Here is a 17840-nt window from a genome sequence, read left to right as displayed (position 1 = left end):
GGGCGGCACGCCGCTCGGCGGCGTGCGCGGCCGAGAGCAGTCGAATGCACGGGGGTAAATCTTCCATTGACTAAATTGCATTTGATGCAGGCGGCGGGTGCTCGTAGTGTCGAGGCACACCTCCGGGCCGTACCCCGCTCGACGAAGGAAGCCCCGCCTGTCGTATCGGTGCTCACCGGCGACCTGGCAGCTGAGCTCTCGCTGCAACCCTTCGGACGCGCCGACGTCCCGCTCACCGGCACGGACAGCTCTCTCGACCCTGTCCGTCATGAACAAGGAGCGAAGAAGTTGTCCACGAAATCCACGGTGATCGTCGGTGGCGGCCTGGTGGGACTCACCGCCGCAGCCTCCCTCGAACTCATCGGCCACGATGTCGTCGTGCTGGAACAGGCGCCGAGGATTCGAGCTGTCGGCGCCGGCATCGGCCTGTGGGCCAACGCGTTGCGAGAGTTCGACCACCTCGGTATCGGCGCAGCAGTCCAGGACATGGGCATCGAACAGAACACGTGGTTCTTCGACCCGGCCGGCGCTCCGGTCCGCGCCCCCGGACACACCGACAGCGATCACCGGTTCCTGCTCGTGCCGCGCCCTCAGTTGAACAGCCTCTTGGCCGACACCGTCGGCCGCGACCGCATCCGCCTGGGCGCACACGTGACGGGATACACCGAAACGGAATCGGACGTCGTCGTGCACCTCGCCGACGGCGAGGCGCTTCGCGCGGATCTGCTGATCGGTTCGGACGGCGTCCACTCGCCCATACGCAGGCAACTTGTACCGGGGAGTGACGCCGTGGCGCACCCCGGCCACTACGCCTGGCGCGCGATCGTGCCGACCGGCAACCAGAAACCGGAGACTACCGTGCTCACCGTCGGGCACCACCGAACCCGCGGTGGGTACGCGAGGATCGCCGGCGACCGAACCATGTGGATGGTCAACCAGTTCGATGCCGGACCGCTCACCGGAAGCAAGCGCGAACGGGCTCTGGAGCGCGCACAGAACCTGGTCGAGGCGGGATGGAACGACGAGCTCCTGTCCATGATCGCCGACACGCCGGACGAGTCCATCCTGGAGAACCAGATCACGCTTGTCCCGGAACTGCCCCGTTGGACCAGCGCGCGCGTCGCTCTGACCGGAGACGCCGCACACGGGCTGTCCCCCCACATCGCTGCCGGTGGCACTCTCGGCATCGAAGACGTCGGCGTCCTGCGCAGCATCCTGGCGGCCGAGACCGACCTGGAAAAGGCCCTCGCCACCTACGAACACGCCCGCAGCGCCCGCTTCGACACGGTACGCCGGCATTCCGCCGCCGTCGAACATGCCGGCGACGCAGCCGAATTCGCGCAACGTTACGCCGCGTTCAGCCACTGGATGCTCGCCACGGCGCCCGCCACCTGACATCGGCCTGGGGGGCGGCCACCCGCCCCACGACGCACACCTCCAAGAAATGGGGAGTCACCCGTGAAGTTCCGTGTTCGTACGACAGGGGCGGGAAGTAAATGCCGGACTGGATAGACATCGCGGAGTCGTTGATGGCGTCGTCCGCGCTCTACGCCGTGCTCATCGCGGTGTCCTTACTCGACTCTTTCCTCCCGATGATCCCGAGTGAGCCCGTCGTGATCCTCGCGGGTGTCGCCGGCGCAACCGGGCAGACGAACATCGTGCTCGTCATCGCCGCCACGACGCTCGGCGCCTTTCTCGGCGACCTCGTCCCCTACTCCATCGGGCGGCTGATGGGAGAACGCGTACTCAGGCGCCTGCCAGTCGGTACCAAACGCCGGACGGCGTACGACTGGTTCAGGCGCGAACTCGAAGCGCGCGGCGGTTTTGTGCTCGTCTCCACGCGGTTCATCCCGGTCGGACGCTATCTCGCCACGGGGGCGGCGGGGGTGGTGGGCTACCCGCTGCGCAAGTTCATGCTGTACGTCGCGATTTCCACCTCCACCTGGAGTGCCTACACCGCGCTGTCGGGATACCTCGGTGGCGTCTTCTTCCAGGAGAACACGCTTCTTGCCATCGGTGTCGGCGTCGGGCTCGCCTTCGCGGTGACCGGTGCGATGGAGTTCTCACGCCATATCCGGCGCCGCAAGAACCCTGTCAAGCCGGACGGCCTCGTTGCCGGAGATCGTTGAGGCGCGGGGAGGGGATCGAGCGAGACCTCCTCCCGGGCTACGACATCATCCGCGACGGCCTGCCAGGCGGGCCGAGGTCACGGCGACGCGGGCCGACGGCCGACGGACCGACGAGGCGAGTGCCGAGCAGGGGCAGGCTGATCACGCCGCTCGCCCGAGCGGGCCGAGCACGGTCGCCCAGCCGCGGGCCACCGGCAGCCGGCTCTGACGCGCCAGGGAGAGCCAGGGTGGCATCGGTGACCCGACAGGGGGCGCCGGACAGGAACGCGGTCCTGTACAGCGTCAGATCGCGCCCCCCCGTCACCGGCCGCCCCCACGTCGTGGGCGGCCGGGTTCGCGTGTCCCGGCCTCAACGCCTCAGCAGCACCCGCCGCGTGGCGCGCGCCAGCCGCACCGCGGGCCGGCGCGATCGCGGCCCGGGGCCGGACCGCTCCAGCCACCACTTCCGCAACTCCCGCAGGGGCAGCTGCTCGTGCTGCCGCTCCCGCTGCCCGGAGGTGAGCAGCAACTGCTCGACGAAGTCCAGGGCGTCCTGCCGGTACCCCCCGGTCATCGGCTGCTTCCGGGCATGGGTGAGGAAGGCCGCCCGGTACCGTCCGCCGAGCATCACCGGCAGCTCGGGCGCGACCTTGGCGACGACGTCCGCCCGCTTCGCGGCGAGCGCCCGCGACTGCACGGCCATCCGCACCCGGTCGAACCCCTCGGGCACGGGTGTCCCGGCGACCAGCGAGGACAGCACCGCCGCCTGGGCGAGCGCGACCCGCTGCCGCGCGGGTTCGCAGGAGCCGGCTCCCCTTACGGAGCCGGAGCCGGACCTCTTCGCCCGGGCGTTGCCGCTCCGGGCGGCCACCCCCTGCCCCACCGCCCCCCGAATGGCCGCCAACTCCCTTTCCAGTTCGCCCGGTCCGGGGAAGTTCTCGTCCCGTTCCAGGAGTACGCCGGGAGGGGAGACCCGGGAGGCGAGGTCGGTGAGGATGTCCAGTACCGGCCGGGGCACGGGATGGGCGTGGCTGTCGTGCCAGACGCCGTCCCGCTCGACGCCGCCCGCGACATGGACGTACGCGATGGCCTCCAGGGGCAGTTCGGCGAGCGCCTTCGCCGGGTCCTCGCCGCGGTTGACGTGGTTGGTGTGCAGGTTGGCCACGTCGACGAGCAGCCGTACGCCGGTGCGGTCGGCCAGGTCGTACAGGAACTGGCCCTCGGACATCTCCTCACCGGGCCAGGAGAACAGCGCCGCGATGTTCTCCACGGCGAGCGGTACGGGCAGGGCGTCCTGGGCGATCCGGACGTTCTCGCACAGCACGTCGAGTGCGTCCCGGGTGCGCGGCACCGGCAGCAGGTGACCGGCCTCGAGCCGAGGGGAGACGCTGAGCGGACCGCCCGCCCGCACGAACGCGATGTGCTCGGTGACCAGCGGAGACCGGAGCGCCGTGGCCCGCTCGGCCAGCGCCTCCAGCCGCCCCGCGTCCGGCCGCTCGGCCCCGCCGAGCCCGAGCGCGACCCCGTGCGGCACGACGGTCACCCCGCGCTCGCGCAGCCGCAGCAGCGACTCGGGGAGGTGCCCGGGACACACGTTCTCGGCCACCACCTCCACCCAGTCGATCCCCGGCATCCGCTCGACGTCCCCGGCGATCTCCGGCCGCCACCCGATTCCCGTCCCCAGTCGCTCCATGCCGCTGTCCCCTCCTCCACCGGCCACCCGGCCGGCCCCCACCGGACGTCCGTCCGGACGCGACGGGGATATGGCCCCGAAGCCCGCGCCCGAACCGCGTCGCGCCCACTTGCAGAGCAACATTTGAGCTTTCGGGAGGGAGGCGCAGGGTCGGTGCCCGAACGTGTGTGGGGCGAGCGGGCCTGCGGGGCGTACGCGTGCTGACGGTGGTCGTACACGGGGAGGCCGGGCGCGAAGCGGGCGACGGCGGCCATCAGCCGGTCCTGGTCGAGGCGCCACCCGGTCACCGCCCGGGAGGCCGCCGCGACCTCGGTCGGAACCGGCACGAGATGTTCCAGGAGGGCACGGGCCCTCGGGCCGCCACCGGGCAGGGCCGAAGCGCCCTCCCGCCGGGTGACCCCGACACAGGGCACGGAGGAGCGGCCCGTGGCCTGCCGCCAGAGCACCGCACCGGTGACGTCGCCCCACGGCGCACGGGCGGTGGTGGCCCCGTACCGGGCAGGGCTCCCGCCGGGCAGCACACCTGTCTCGTCCACCCGGAACGCGACCCTGCCGCTGAACGCCGCGTACGCCATGAACAGTGCGCCCGCGCCGAAGAGCGGCAGACCCAGACCGCGCACATACAGCGGCATGTCCGAGAACAGCAGGATTGCGGTGAAGACGGCGGAGACGGCTACGACTCCCGTGGTGCGGAGGTCCCAGCCGTAGCGCGCCTGGTACACGGGTGAGGTGGGGTCGGCCATGGCCGAATCACGACAGTGCCCGTCTCCCCGACGGAGGGGGGCCGGCATCGCAGCCGCCACCGCCACCGCCACCGCCACCGCCACCGCCACCGGGCAGGGGAGGCCGGCGCAGGGACGGGTGGTCCGCCACCACCGTGCTGGAGCCCGGGGCGACTTCCGTGAAGCCCGCGTCACGGACCAGGGGGAGACCGCAGGCGGTCAGGGTGGTCCAGTGGGACGGGGCGGCGGGGCGGACGGAGAGGGGGAAGCCGGCGTCGCGCCAGGCGGTGCGGTCCTTGTCGGTCAGCTCCCACCAGGCCAGTTGGGCCGCGTGGCCCGTCTGGGCCATGGCCTTGCCGGCCGACATGCCGAGGTCGGGGTTCAGCCAGAGGACGGGGGCCGTGGGATCCGCCGGGGGCGGGGGCTCCGGGTCGTCCAGGTCGGTACCGGAGACCTGGAGGCGGGCCAGGTCCTTGGGCCAGCCGTCCAGGGGGACGGGCGGGAAGACGCGGACCTCCGCCGACTTGCCGGTGACCGTGATGCCGGGCAGGGCCTCCGCGCGGCGCCACTCCGCACCGCGGGCCCTGCGGACCACCTTGCGGATGCGGGCGTCCTGCCAGTCGCGCATCGCCTGCGCCCACTCGCCCCCGCCCACCGACCGCTGGTCCGCCAGCATCGTCAGCACCGCGCGGGCCGCCGTCTCCAGCGCGTCCGTGCGGGCCGGGGGCGCCGACCGCTCGATGTGCGCCACCAGGGGCAGCACGAACTGGGGGGCTTCGTCGCGGGCGCTGGGCCCGGACCGGAAGGGACTCGCGGCGGCGGACGCCCGGTCATCGGTCTGGTCGCTGTTCACCCCGACAGTCTGCCAAGCCGCGCCGTGGTGCCGTCAGCCGGAGCAGGCGGTGCGCTGGGCCTCCTCCCACTCGCACACCGGGCACAGGGTGATCCCCTTGTACGACGCCGGGTACTCCGTCGGCTCCCGGCACAGCACGCACTCCGCGTACGGAGGCCCGCCGGCCTCGGGGGGCCGGGTCGCGTCGATCAGGCAGTAGTCGTTGCCGTCGGTGGTCATGCCTCCAGCGTAGGACGCTGTGCTCCCGGCCGGGTCAGCCCCGTTCGCCCGCCGCCGCGAGCAGGTCGGAGACCTTGACGAGGCGGTAGCCCCGGCGGCGCAGCTCCGGGACGATCGTGCGTACCGCCCGCTCGGTCGCCGGGGCCGCGCTGCGGGTGCAGTGCAGGACGACCACGGAGCCCGGACGCACTCCGTCCAGGACCTGCCGGGCCACCGCGTCGGCGTCCGTGGCGAAGGCGTCGCCGCCGACCACGTCCCACTGGACGGCGGTGACACCCGCCTGGGTGAGCGTCTTCAGCGCCTCGCGGTCGTAGCAGCCGCCGGGGAAGCGGAAGTACGGCATCGGGTCCTCCACCCCCACCTCGCGGAACGCCGTGTACGCCCGCTCCACGTCCGCCCGCATCCGGTCCCGGCCGACGGTCGGCAGGCCGTAGCAGTCGTCCGTGAACGCGTAGTGGCTGTACGAGTGGTTGGCGACCTCGAAGAGCGGGTCCCGGCCGATGGAACGGGCCTGGTCCGGGTACTCCTCGGCCCAGCGTCCCGTCATGAACACGGTGGACGGCACCCTCAGCGCGCGCAGGGTGGCGATCAGCCGCGGATGGTCGAAGCGCTCGCCCGCCGCCGCACGCGGGCCTTGGTCGGCGGTCATGTCGGCGTCGAAGGTGAGGGCGACGGTCTTCCCCGCGGTCCGGGGGGCGTTCTCGAAGACCGGGGTCAGGCCCGCCGGTCCCGGGGCCAGGGTGGGCGGGTGCGTGCGGGAGGGCGCGGTGGTGGCGGAGGGGGCGCCGCGTGGCAGCTGCGCGGGGTGGGGGGCGCCGCAGGCGGCGAGCGCGGCGAGCGCGGTGGTGAGGGCGCAGAAGGCTGCCGCTCGACGTACCGGTGTGATCACCGTATGAACGTATGGGGTGTATCGGGTGATTCGTCTTCTTTTGCCGGCGGACGGGGTGGGGTGCCACTCGGGTGGCCGAGTCCGGGGTGTCTTCCGCCCCCGCTTGCGGTGCGGGGCGCGCCGGACTAACGTACAACCAAATGGTTGTAGATGGCTTGACCGACGACAGCGTGGACCGGCTGTTCCACGCCCTGGCCGACGCGACGCGTCGCGACATACTCCGTCGTTGCGTGCGGGCTGGGCTGTCCGTGTCACGTCTGGCCGAGGCGTACCCGATGAGCTTCGCCGCGGTGCAGAAACACGTCACGGTGCTGGAGCGGGCCGGTCTGGTCACCAAGCAGCGCAGCGGCCGGGAGCGGCTGGTGCGGACCGACCCCGACGCGGTGGACAGGGCACGGCAGGCCCTCGGCGAACTGGAGACGGCCTGGCGGGCGCGCGTGGACCGGATGTCCGGTCTGCTGGTGGACGAAGCCCGGACCGGATCCGGGACCGAGGCCCCGAGCGGCGCCGGAACCGCGGCGAGGCCGGGCGACGGCAGGGAAACGACGGAAGGACAGGACCGATGACCGTCACGAGCGTGGACAAGGATGTCGACCGGCTGACCCTCACCGTGATCGCGGACTTCACCGCACCGGTCGAGAAGGTGTGGCAGCTGTGGGCCGACCCGCGGCAGCTGGAGCGCTGGTGGGGGCCGCCGGCCTACCCGGCGACCGTGGAGGAGCACGACCTCACCCCGGGCGGGGAGGTCACGTACGTCATGACCGGCCCGGAGGGCGAGAAGTACGGCGGCTGGTGGCGGATCGCGACGGTGACACCGCCCACGTCCCTGGAGTTCACCGACGGCTTCTCCGACCGGGACGGCAGGCCGAACGCCGAGATGCCGACCACGGCGGTACGGATGACGCTCAGCGAGCGCGAGGGCAAAACCAGGATGGAACTGCGCTCGGTCTTCGACACCCGCGAGCAGATGGAGCAGCTGGCCGAGATGGGCATGGTCGACGGGCTGCGCGAGTCGATCGGGCAGATGGACGGTCTGCTGACGGCTGCCTGAGTTCCGTGCGGGCCGCGTACGGGCCGTGAGGGCCGGCCGGGGCGGACCGCCCCGGCCGGCCCCGCGCCGTCACCGCCGCCAGGGGCCCGTGACCGCGAACGTCGTCCCGGGGTCGTAGCAGTTGACGTACATCGTCCGGCCGTCCGGAGAGAAGGCGACCCCGGCGAACTCGCCCCAGTCCGGGTCCTGCGCAGTGCCCCTGTTCTGGCGGTTGCGGGCCAGCGCGTACACCTCGCCGTGCCGGGTGACGCCGTAGACGTGCTGCGCGCCGCCGCCGTCCTCGCAGACCATCAGACCGCCGCCGGGGGCGAGGCAGATGTTGTCCGGTGACTCGCCGGGCAGCCGCACGTCGGTGTCCGGCCCGAAGACGATCACCAGCGTCAGGCGGCGCCGGTCCGGGTCGTAGCGCCAGATCTGCCCGTGGTGGTCGCCGGCCGATCCCTCCGTGCTGCGGGCGAAGGACGACACGAAGTACACCGACCGCCCGCCCCAGTGGCAGCCCTCCAGCTTCTGCGCGTGCGTGACGCCGCCGGTGCCGAAGTCCTGGAAGCGGATGGGTGTTTCGGTGGCCAGCGGATCCGGTACGTCCACCCACTCGACGCCGTCGAACCGGGCGCCCGTCTCCTGGGCCGAGGACAGGTCCGGCACGCCCGGCACCCGCATCGCCTGGAGTCTGCCGCCCGCGCGCAGCGAGCCGGTGCCGCCCAGCGGCCTGTCGGGCAGGAACCGGTAGAAGAGGCCGAAAGGCCGTTCGAAGGCGTCCTCCGTCTCGTAGACGACACCCCGCTCCGGGTCGACCGCGACCGCCTCGTGCTGGAAGCGGCCCATCGCGGTCAGGGGTACGGCGCCCGTGCGGCCCGGGTCGGCGCCGTCGACCTCGAAGACGTGGCCGTGGTCCTTGGCGTAGCCGTTGGTGCCCGCCTTGTCCTCGGTCTCCTCGCAGGTCAGCCAGGTGCCCCAGGGCGTCGGCCCGCCCGCGCAGTTGACGGCCGTACCGGCGAGCGCGACCCGCTCCGAGAGCACCCGGCCGCGGGGGTCCAGGGTCAGCGACGTGCAGCCGCCCTTGCCCTGGGGGTCGTAGGTCAGGCCCTCGACCACCGGGACCGGGATCCTGCCGTCGGCGCGGTTCTCGTGGTTGCGGACCAGGTGGATCCGGCCGTGCCCGCCCGCGAAGGCGGCCATGCCGTCATGGTGGGAGGGGACCGGACCCTCGCCGGAGCGCAGGGGGTCGCCCTCGCGGGACAGCACCCGGTAGCGGAAACCTTTCGGCAGGTCGAGCAGCCCGTCGGGATCGGGGACGAGGGGGCCGTAGGCGTGATGGCCCAGGTGCTGTGCGGCGGCCGCGGGGGTGAACAGCTCCGAGAGGGCGCCGGAGAACGCGATGCCGATGCCCAGAGCGCCGGAACGGGCGAGCAGCCGACGTCGTGTCGAGGACGGGAATCCGGTGTCGGACCCTGCTTCCGGCGTGCCTGTTTCTGACATGGGGGAACCTTCCTGCTGGCGGACAGGAACTGTGGTCCCGCCGTGTCTATCACCTGCCGTGGGTCACGGGAACCACGTGCGGAGCACGTGTCACGCGCCGGTCCGGGGACGCTCGCGCGTCACCTGTCCGGGGCCGGCGGCGGGGCCGGGACCGGGACCGGGGCGAGCGCTGGTGGGGGCGGAGGAGGGGGCGGCCTGGCGGCCGGTGTCCGGGGCCAGGCGCCCGAAGTCCGGGGCCGGGCCCCTGCCCGCGTCCTCGCCCCTGCCCCTCTCCTCCTCCTCCGCCGCCGCTCCCTCCCCGTCGCCGTGCCCCCGCCGGCCGGCCGGCGGCCCGGGCTCCTCGAGGGCGCGTTCCTGGGGCACCGGATTCCGAGCGGCCCGTTCCAGGAAGCGCAGCAGTTCCACCGGGAAGGGCAGCACCAGCGTGGAGTTCTTCTCGGCCGCGACCGCCACGATGGTCTGGAGCAGCCGCAGCTGCAGTGCGGAGGGCGTGTCCGCCATCTGCTGGGCCGCCTCGGCGAGCTTCCTGGACGCCTGGAGTTCGGCGTCGGCGTTGATGACCCGGGCCCGCCGCTCGCGGTCGGCCTCCGCCTGGCGGGCCATGGACCGCTTCATGGTGTCGGGCAGTGAGACGTCCTTGATCTCGACCCGGTCGATCTGCACACCCCAGCCGACCGCGGGGCTGTCGATCATCAGTTCCAGGCCCTGGTTCAGCTTCTCGCGGTTGGACAGCAGGTCGTCGAGGTCGCTCTTGCCGATGATCGAGCGCAGCGACGTCTGCGCCATCTGGGACACCGCGAACCGGTAGTCCTCCACGTTCACGAGCGCCGCGGGCGCGTTCACGACCTTGAAGTAGACGACCGCGTCGACCCGCACGGTCACGTTGTCCCGGGTGATGCCCTCCTGCGCGGGCACCGGCATCGTGACGATCTGCAGGTTCACCTTGTGCAGCCGGTCCACGAAGGGGACGATCAGCGTGAACCCCGGCCGGCGTGCCTCGCCGTGCAGCCGGCCGAGGCGGAAGACCACGCCCCGCTCGTACTGCTTGACGACCCGCGCCGCCGCGGCGAGATAGGCGACGCCCGCGGCACCGGTGGCGGCGGCCGCGGTGAGCAGCTCCTCGACCATGACGACCTCCCGTCAGAGGCCTGCTTCGGACGCTTGTGGTCACTTCTGTCACGATATGCCCGTTGCCCGGGTCGAGGCCATGGGTGGGGCCACGCATCCGGTGGGCGGGGCGGCGGCTACGCAGGTCCCGTGAGCCGGCCGGCGTCCCGGGCCAGGGCGGTGAGGCGGGAGATGGCCCGGAAGTACTTCTTGCGGTAGCCGCCCTTCAGCATCTCCTCGCTGAACAGCTCGTCGAACGGCAGTCCCGAGGCGAGTACGGGCACCTCGCGGTCGTAGAGCCGGTCGGCGAGGACGACCAGGCGCAGCGCCGTCGACTGGTCCGGCACCGGCCCCACGCCGGTGAGGCACACGGCGCTGAGCGAGTCGGTCAGGGCGCCGTACCGGCTGGGGTGCACCTTCGCGAGGTGGTCCAGCAGGTCCGCGAAGCCGTCCAGCGAGGCGCCCTCGGTGGCGTACGCCGTCCTGGTCACCAGCTCGTCGGTGTACGGCGGCGGCGCCTTCGGCAGGCCGCGGTGGCGGTAGTCCTCGCCGTCGATGCGCAGGGCGCGGAAGTGGGCCGACAGGCCCTGGATCTCACGCAGGAAGTCGGCCGAGGCGAACCGGCCCTCGCCGAGCCTGCCCGGCAGCGTGTTGGAGGTGGCGGCGAGCGCGACGCCCGCCTCGACCAGCCTGCCGAGCAGGGTGGAGACGAGGACGGTGTCGCCGGGGTCGTCCAGCTCGAACTCGTCGATGCACAGGAGCCGGTGGCCGGAGAGGGTCTTCACCGTCTGCTGGAAGCCGAGGGCGCCGACCAGGTTGGTCAGCTCCACGAAGGTGCCGAACGCCTTCAGCGCGGGCTCGGCCGGGGTGGCGTGCCAGAGGGAGGCCAGCAGGTGGGTCTTGCCGACGCCGTACCCGCCGTCGAGGTAGACGCCGCGGGGGCCGGCCGGGGCGGGCTTCGCCGTCTTCCTGAAGCCGAACAGCCCGCGCCTGCCGGAACCGCCGGCGGGGGCTGTGCCGAGACCCGCCGCGAAGCCCTCGAGGACGCGTACGGCCTCGGTCTGGCTGGGCCGGCCCGGGTCCGGTATGTACGTGTCGAAGCGGACCGCGTCGAACCGCGGCGGCGGCACCATCTCGGCGACCAGCCGGTCCGCGGGGACGTGCGGCTCACGGGCGCACAGGGACAGCGGGGCCGCTTCGGCTGTGACGGCGGGCCGGGATGCGGGGGAGGAGGACACGCTTACTCATACTACGGGGCGTGGAACACTGCAGTTCATGCGACGCCTGTTCCCCGTGATCGACGAAACAGCAGTTCCCCCGGCGCGTGCCGGTGCGTCCGGCGACGGCGCGGGAGCCGCGCAGGACGGCGGCGGCCGGGAGTGGAGCCTGGCCGAACTGGCGGCCGCGTACGCCTACCCGGAGCCGGAGCGCGGTGGGGGCCGGCAGCCGTGGCTGCGGGCCAACATGGTGTCGACGCTCGACGGCGCCGCCCAGCACGAGGGCCGCTCGCAACCCATCTCCAGCCCGGCCGACATGCGGGTCTTCGGCACGCTGCGGGCCCTCGCGGACGTCGTGCTCGTCGGTGCGGAAACGGTTCGGCAGGAGGGCTACCGCCCGGCACGCGCGCGTGCCGGGTTCGCGGCGGCGCGGGAAGCCGCCGGGCAGGGGCCGGCGGCGGCGATCGCGGTCGTCTCGGCGAGTCTGGACCTGGACTTCTCCCTGCCGCTGTTCACCTCCCCGCTGGCGCCCACCCTGATCCTCGCCGGCGCCGCCGCGCCCCCGGCCCGGGTCGCCGCCGCCGAGGCGGCCGGGGCCCGGGTCGTGACCGCGGGGGAGGGCGCCGGCGTGGACCCGGCACGGGCGGTCCGGGAACTCGCGCGGCTGGGGCACACCCGGCTGCTGACCGAGGGCGGTCCGCGGCTGCTGGGGCAGCTGGTGGCGGCCGGTGCGCTGGACGAGCTCTGTCTGACCGTCGCCCCGATGCTCACCGCGGGTGACGCTCAGCGCATCGCCGGTGGCCCCTCTGTGACACTTCCGCGGCGTTTCACGCTGAAGGCGGTGTTGGAGGAGGACGGTTTCCTGTTCACGCGGTACGCGCGGTCCTGAGGGCACCGGGCGGACCCGGACGCTCCGGCGGTGTCCGGGAGGGCCCGGGAGTGCCCAAAAGCGCGTTCGAGGATGACCGCTGGTCCGGTAATCGGCGGAATGTTCCGTTCCGCTTGGTGTCGCGGTGGGCAGACTGACTCCGGCAGTGCCCGTGCGAACACGGGGCAGGATGGTTTCCGCAGGGCCCGGCTCGGCCCACGGGGAGAGGGCCCACGGCCCTCCGACGAGAAGGGGCGCCTGGTGTTCACCAGCGTACTGATGATCGAGAAGGCACTGACGTCCGCCGACGTGGAGTTCGTCACCACCTTGCACGGCGACGACGTGGTCACCTTCCTGGTGCTGCTCCAGCCGCGCGGAGAGCAGGCGGACCGGCTGCTCCGGGCCATCGACGACGTGGCCCTCGGCGAGCTCGACGACGCCGTCCGCGAGGGGGAGACCCCCGAGGGCGAGGAGGCCATGACCATGGGGGAGCGGGCCCTGGGGGTGTCCCTGCAGGCCCTGCGCGCCGCCGGTCACCGGGCCGAGGGCCGGCTGATCGAGGACCACCCCCTGGACGCGCTGAGAACGATGGTCCAGGAGGCGGAGGCGGACGAGGTGATCGTGCTCACCGACCCGCACTACGTGGAGGAGTTCTTCCACCGCGACTGGGCCTCCCGGGCCCGGCACAAGGTGGGGGTACCGGTCCTGAAACTGTTCTCGCACAGCAAGGCATAGGGTGGGGCGGCGCCTTCCCGCGAGGGCGCGAGGACAACTCATCACCACTGGGGAGAGACACGCATGGCACCCGGCCTTCCTACCGCCATGGACCGACCGCACTTCATCGGCATCGGCGGCGCCGGGATGTCGGGCATCGCGAAGATCCTCGCCCAGCGCGGCGCCGAGGTGGCCGGCAGCGACACCAGGGAGTCCGCCACCGCCGAGGCGCTGCGCGCGCTGGGCGCCACCGTGCACATCGGGCACGCGGCCGGGCACCTGGCCGGCGACGCGAGCTGCGTGGTCGTCTCGTCGGCGATCCGCGAGGACAACCCGGAGCTGGTCCGCGCGGCCGAACTGGGCGTACCCGTGGTCCACCGCTCCGACGCGCTGGCCGCCCTCATGGAGGGCCTGCGTCCGATCGCGGTGGCCGGCACCCACGGCAAGACCACGACCACCTCGATGCTGGCCGTCTCCCTGACCGAGCTGGGCCGCCGGCCGTCGTACGCCATCGGCGGCGACCTGGACGTGCCCGGTTCCAACGCGCTGCACGGCGACGGCGAGATCTTCGTCGCCGAGGCGGACGAGTCCGACCGCAGCTTCCACGCGTACGCGCCCGAGGTCGCGATCATCCTCAACGTGGAGCTGGACCACCACGCCAACTACGCGTCCATGGAGGAGATCCACGAGTCCTTCGAGACGTTCGTCGGCCGGATCGTACCCGGCGGCACGCTGGTGATCTCGTCGGACCACGAGGGCGCGCGGGAGCTGACCCGGCGGCTGGACGGCTCGGTCCGGACCGTGACGTACGGCGAGGCGGCGGACGCCGACGTGCGGGTGACGTCGGTCGTGCCGCAGGGGCTCAAGAGCGAGGTGACCGTCGAGTTCGGGGGCACCCCGCTCACCTTCACGGTGTCCGTCCCGGGCCGCCACTACGCGCACAACGCGGTGGCCGCGCTCGCCGCGGGCGTCGCGCTCGGCATCCCGGCCGCCGAACTGGCCCCGGCACTGGCCGCGTACACCGGGGTGAACCGGCGCCTGCAGCTCAAGGGCGAGGCGGCGGGCGTCCAGGTCATCGACTCCTACGCGCACCACCCGACCGAGATGACCGCCGACCTGGAGGCGATGCGCGCCGCCGCGGGCGACGCCCGCATCCTGGTCGTCTTCCAGCCGCACCTCTTCTCCCGCACCCGGGAGCTGGGCAAGGAGATGGGCCGGGCCCTGGCACTGGCCGACTCCTCGGTCGTCCTCGACATCTACCCGGCCCGCGAGGACCCGATCCCCGGCGTCACGAGCGAGCTGATCATCGACGCGGCGCGGGCGGCGGGCGCGGACGTGACGCCGGTGCACGACAGGGCGAAGATCCCGGAGGCCCTCGCGGGAATGGCGGAGCCCGGTGATCTGGTTCTCACCATGGGAGCGGGCGACGTCACCGACCTCGGCCCGTTGATCCTGGACCGTCTGTCGAAGTAAGCAGCGTCGGAGCAAGACGCCGACGTGGGAGTGGAAGGGCTGGAGGCTCATGTCGTACGACGTGGAGAAGCCGGACGAGCAGTGGCGCGCGGAGCTGTCGCCGTCCGAGTACGCCGTTCTGCGCCAGGCGGCCACGGAGCCGGCCTTCACCGGCGAGTACACCGACACCAAGACCGAGGGTGTCTACTCGTGCCGTGCCTGCGGTGCCGAACTGTTCACCTCGGGGACCAAGTTCGAGTCGCACTGCGGCTGGCCCTCGTTCTACGACCCGCGGGACTCCGACGCGGTCGAACTGGTCGAGGACCGGTCGCACGGCATGGTGCGCACCGAGGTGCGCTGCTCCCGCTGCGGCTCCCACCTCGGGCACGTGTTCAAGGGTGAGGGGTATGCGACACCCACGGACCAGCGGTACTGCATCAACAGCATCTCGCTGAAGCTGCAGCCCGCCGAGAGCTGATCCCCGCACGGCGCATCGCGCCGACGCGCAGGGGCCGCCGGGAATCCCCGGCGGCCCCTGCGCGGTTCCCGGCGCCCCGCCCTACCATCCGGTGCGGAGCAGATGGTTGAGGAGCAGGGCGAGGACCGCCTGACCGGCGAGCCAGGCGCGCGGGGCGGGCAGCAGGGCAGCAGCGGGGAGCAGCCAGAACACGAACGGCAGCCAGATGCGCTCCGTCTCCGCCTTGCTCATCCCGGACAGGTCGGCGATCAACAGCGCGAGCAGTGCCGACAGCACCAGCGGGGCCAGGGCCCCGGTGAGCGGGGCGGGCCGCCGCCGGACCGCCAGGGCACTCCCGCACCGGCGCAGTCCGGCCACCGTCGCGGGGCCGGCGACCAGCACCGTGCAGGCGAGGTTCGCCCAGACCCAGTACGCGTAGGGCCGCACCCCGCCCGACCCCTGGTGGTAGCGGGTCACCAGCAGCCGGTACGCCTCCCACCAGTCGAAGCCCAGCACGGTGAACACCACCGGTACGACCAGGAATCCGGCGACCGGCGGGAGCAGCAGCCGGGGCAGCCGACGCCACTCCCACCCACCCAGCAGCAGTACCGCCGAGCCGATCACCGCGAACAGCGTCAGCCCGTACGACAGGTACACGGTCACTCCGAACAGCAGCCCCGATCCCAGACCCGTGCGGGCCGGCCGGTGCCCCGTCACGGCGAGGGCGAGCAGGGCGACGGCCCAGGCGGCGACGGCGGTGAAGTAGCCGTCGGCGGACGTGCCCACCCACACCGCGGCCGGGGCGAGCACCAGGAACGGTGCGGCACGCCGGGCCAGTGGCTCCTCGGTGAGCGCGCGCAGGGCGACCAGGACCGCCACCGCCGCCGTGGTGCCGACGGTGATGCAGAAGGCACCGGCCCAGCCTCCGCCGCCCAGACCGATCCGGTCGAGCAGGACGAAGGTGAGGGTCGCGCCCGGGGGGTGCCCGGCGACATGGGCGGGCCAGTTGTCCGGGGCGTCGAGCAGGATGTGCCCGCTGAAGCCGCGCAGGGCGGCGGGGACGTCCTGGAAGCGGTCGACGGCCCGCAGGTACTCGTGCCGTGTCGTCAACTGCTCGGCGACGCCCCGGAACCAGCCGTCGACGAGGGCGAGCGACCACGTCCAGGCCAGCGACGCCCCCCACACCGTGAGCAGCAGCGGCCGCCAGGACAGGCGGGCCGCCAGGGACGGGCCGTACGCCACCACGGCCACCGCCACGAGCAGCGCGGACGGCGTGCCCGGACCGACGTGCGGCGCCCACTGCGCCAGCAGCGGCGGCAGGCCGACGCGCAGCGTGCCGTCGCGGCGCTGGAGAACGTCGCCGACCAGTACGGCGGCCAGGACGAGCAGCGCGGCCGCCGCGACCGCGGCGAGATCACGGGCGGGGCCGTGCCGGCCGGCTGGAGGGGCGGAGGGCCGGCCGGCGGGGCGGACGGAGGGAAGGTCGCGGGTCACGCCGTCACGCTAGGCCGGACGCCCTCCGCCGGGCGGCTGACGAGCGCGGACGTCAGGGTTTCGTCATCGTTCGCGGACCCTTTCCGGGGGTGCTCCGGACCTACGGTCGGGGCATGGCACGGTCATCACGGTCCTCCCTTCCCGCCGGCCGCCCCGCGGCTCCGCGGCACGGCGGCATCCCGCGTGGCCCGTTCTCGCCGGGCTTCTGGCGCAGCCCGGTGCGCGGCGCCCGCTTCACCTCGGTGCTCGGGCTGGTACTCCTCGTGGGCCTCACGGTCCTGTTCCTGACGGGACTCCTGTCGTACGCCGCGTACAACCCGAACCTGTCACCGGTGAACGACAAGACCCCCGGCAAGGGGGTCCTCGGCTTCTACCTCTTCTCCTGGCCGACCGACCCGCCCTGGCTCTACCGGCTCACCCAGGGCGTCCACGTCACGTTCGGGCTCGCCCTCGTCCCGGTGCTGCTGGCCAAGCTGTGGTCGGTGGTGCCCAGACTGTTCACCCTCCCGCCGGCCCGCTCGGTCGCCCACGCCCTGGAGCGGATCTCGCTGCTCCTCCTCGTCGGCGGCGCGCTGTTCGAGTTCGTCACGGGCATCCTCAACGTCCAGCTCGACTACCTCTTCCCCGGCTCCTTCTACGCGCTGCACTTCTACGGTGCCTGGGTGTTCTTCGGCGCGTTCGTCGTCCACGCGGTGCTGAAGACACCGGTGGCACTGCGCACTCTGCGGCGGATGAGGGAGGAACGGAAGGGCGAGGGGGACTGCGGCGACGGCACCGACGGCACCGACGGCCTGGTGGCTCCCGAGCCGGATCCACCGACCGTCTCGCGGCGCGGGGCGCTGGGGCTGGTCGGCGGCGGTTCGCTGCTGCTGTTCGCCACCTCCGCCGGACGCAGCTTCGACGGGCCGCTGCGCCGGACCGCCGTCCTCACCCCGCACGGCGGTCCCGAGCCCGGCACCGGACCGAACGCCTTCCAGATCAACAAGACGGCCGCGTACGCCGGCATCCGCCCGGCCGAGACGAGCGAGGACGCCTGGCGGCTGGAGGTCGCCGGATCCACCGGCACCGTCGTCCGGCTGGACCGCGCCGGTCTGCTCGCCCTGCCGCAGCACAGCGCGGCGCTGCCCATCGCCTGCGTGGAGGGCTGGTCCACCTCGGACCAGTGGTGGCGGGGCGTACGGCTGCGGGACCTCGCCGCGCTCGTCGGCCACGACGACCCGGTCGACGTGTTCGTGGAGTCGCTGCAGCGCCGTGGCGCCTTCCGCCGCGCCGCGCTGCACGCCCACCAGGTCGCCGACCCGCGCTCCCTGCTGGCCCTGTCCGTCAACGGCGGGGAACTGTCCCCCGACCACGGCCACCCGGCGCGCGTCATCGTCCCCGGTGCGCCCGGCGTGCTCACCACCAAGTGGGTCGCCCGGCTGACCTTCGGCGACCTGTGAGGAGCACTGCCCGATGACACCGTCCACCCGCTCCACTCGATCCGCGAGGTCCGCGAGGTCCGCGCGAGCAACGGC

At 72.9% G+C, this 17840-nt stretch carries 17 protein-coding genes; 9 read left to right on the top strand and 8 right to left on the bottom strand.

Features of this window, described 5'->3' with window-relative positions; genetic code table 11:
• The first annotated feature begins 288 nt into the window (after positions 1-288).
• A complete protein-coding gene (locus tag ORI94_RS13800; RefSeq protein ID WP_323056050.1) occupies positions 289-1395 on the top strand; it encodes an FAD-dependent monooxygenase in 1107 nt (368 codons plus the stop codon).
• A gap of 101 nt (positions 1396-1496) precedes the next feature.
• Complete coding sequence (locus ORI94_RS13795) at positions 1497-2129, top strand: DedA family protein (protein ID WP_266074977.1); 633 nt, start codon at positions 1497-1499, stop codon at positions 2127-2129.
• Between the two features lie 349 nt (positions 2130-2478).
• Here the strand turns inward: ORI94_RS13795 and ORI94_RS13790 are convergent, their stop codons facing one another.
• The 4 genes from ORI94_RS13790 to ORI94_RS13775 all read right to left on the bottom strand — a co-directional run bounded on the left by ORI94_RS13790 (position 2479) and on the right by ORI94_RS13775 (position 6484).
• Positions 2479-3801 carry a DUF692 domain-containing protein gene (locus ORI94_RS13790; protein ID WP_266074975.1) on the bottom strand — a complete coding sequence of 441 codons (1323 nt, stop codon included), beginning with the start codon at positions 3799-3801 and terminating at the stop codon, positions 2479-2481.
• 750 nt (positions 3802-4551) lie between these two features.
• Positions 4552-5376, bottom strand: a complete 825-nt coding sequence (locus ORI94_RS13785) for an aminoacyl-tRNA hydrolase (protein ID WP_266074973.1) — start codon at positions 5374-5376, stop codon at positions 4552-4554.
• Positions 5377-5409: 33 nt separating this feature from the next.
• Positions 5410-5595, bottom strand: a complete 186-nt coding sequence (locus ORI94_RS13780) for a hypothetical protein (RefSeq protein WP_266074969.1) — start codon at positions 5593-5595, stop codon at positions 5410-5412.
• 34 nt (positions 5596-5629) lie between these two features.
• Positions 5630-6484: a polysaccharide deacetylase family protein gene (locus ORI94_RS13775; RefSeq protein WP_266074967.1), complete on the bottom strand. Its 855-nt coding sequence runs from the start codon at positions 6482-6484 to the stop codon at positions 5630-5632.
• A 140-nt stretch (positions 6485-6624) separates the two neighbouring features.
• Between ORI94_RS13775 and ORI94_RS13770 the strand changes: the two genes are divergently transcribed.
• Together ORI94_RS13770 and ORI94_RS13765 are read left to right on the top strand one after the other, a co-directional pair.
• Complete coding sequence (locus ORI94_RS13770) at positions 6625-7050, top strand: ArsR/SmtB family transcription factor (RefSeq protein ID WP_266074965.1); 426 nt, start codon at positions 6625-6627, stop codon at positions 7048-7050.
• The gene (locus ORI94_RS13765; RefSeq protein WP_266074963.1) at positions 7047-7535 is read left to right on the top strand and encodes an SRPBCC family protein; all 489 of its coding nucleotides are present in this window, start codon (positions 7047-7049) and stop codon (positions 7533-7535) included. Before ORI94_RS13770 ends, ORI94_RS13765 begins: the two co-directional genes overlap by 4 nt.
• A 69-nt stretch (positions 7536-7604) precedes the next feature.
• On the opposite strand, the gene ORI94_RS13760 is transcribed toward ORI94_RS13765, so the two are convergent.
• The 3 genes from ORI94_RS13760 to zapE form a co-directional block, all read right to left on the bottom strand.
• Positions 7605-9017, bottom strand: coding sequence for an alkaline phosphatase PhoX (locus tag ORI94_RS13760; RefSeq protein ID WP_266074961.1), 1413 nt, complete (start codon positions 9015-9017; stop codon positions 7605-7607).
• Positions 9018-9107: 90 nt separating this feature from the next.
• Complete coding sequence (locus tag ORI94_RS13755; RefSeq protein WP_266074959.1) at positions 9108-10145, bottom strand: slipin family protein; 1038 nt, start codon at positions 10143-10145, stop codon at positions 9108-9110.
• Between the two features lie 116 nt (positions 10146-10261).
• On the bottom strand, positions 10262-11362 hold the full coding sequence (gene zapE / locus ORI94_RS13750) for a cell division protein ZapE (RefSeq protein WP_266074957.1): 1101 nt from the start codon (positions 11360-11362) through the stop codon (positions 10262-10264).
• 37 nt (positions 11363-11399) lie between these two features.
• Between zapE and ORI94_RS13745 the strand changes: the two genes are divergently transcribed.
• The 4 genes from ORI94_RS13745 to msrB all read left to right on the top strand — a co-directional run bounded on the left by ORI94_RS13745 (position 11400) and on the right by msrB (position 14853).
• A complete protein-coding gene (locus ORI94_RS13745) occupies positions 11400-12230 on the top strand; it encodes a pyrimidine reductase family protein (RefSeq protein WP_266074956.1) in 831 nt (276 codons plus the stop codon).
• Positions 12231-12470: 240 nt separating this feature from the next.
• Positions 12471-12944 (top strand): indole-3-glycerol phosphate synthase, encoded by a 474-nt coding sequence (locus tag ORI94_RS13740; protein WP_266074955.1) that lies wholly within the window; start codon positions 12471-12473, stop codon positions 12942-12944.
• 63 nt (positions 12945-13007) lie between these two features.
• Positions 13008-14396, top strand: coding sequence for a UDP-N-acetylmuramate--L-alanine ligase (murC, locus tag ORI94_RS13735; protein ID WP_266074954.1), 1389 nt, complete (start codon positions 13008-13010; stop codon positions 14394-14396).
• Between the two features lie 49 nt (positions 14397-14445).
• Positions 14446-14853, top strand: a complete 408-nt coding sequence (gene msrB / locus ORI94_RS13730) for a peptide-methionine (R)-S-oxide reductase MsrB (RefSeq protein ID WP_266074952.1) — start codon at positions 14446-14448, stop codon at positions 14851-14853.
• 81 nt (positions 14854-14934) lie between these two features.
• On the opposite strand, the gene ORI94_RS13725 is transcribed toward msrB, so the two are convergent.
• Positions 14935-16326: a hypothetical protein gene (locus ORI94_RS13725; RefSeq protein ID WP_416237818.1), complete on the bottom strand. Its 1392-nt coding sequence runs from the start codon at positions 16324-16326 to the stop codon at positions 14935-14937.
• A gap of 113 nt (positions 16327-16439) precedes the next feature.
• On the opposite strand from ORI94_RS13725, the gene ORI94_RS13720 reads away from it, so the two are divergent.
• Positions 16440-17765, top strand: a complete 1326-nt coding sequence (locus ORI94_RS13720) for a molybdopterin-dependent oxidoreductase (protein ID WP_266074950.1) — start codon at positions 16440-16442, stop codon at positions 17763-17765.
• Positions 17766-17840 lie beyond the last annotated feature (75 nt).

The organism is Streptomyces sp. NEAU-W12 (genome assembly GCF_026242095.1).
GTDB lineage: Bacteria > Actinomycetota > Actinomycetes > Streptomycetales > Streptomycetaceae > Streptomyces.
Note: the sequence above shows the minus strand (reverse complement) of the source record. Positions and strands in the feature narration are given on the sequence as shown.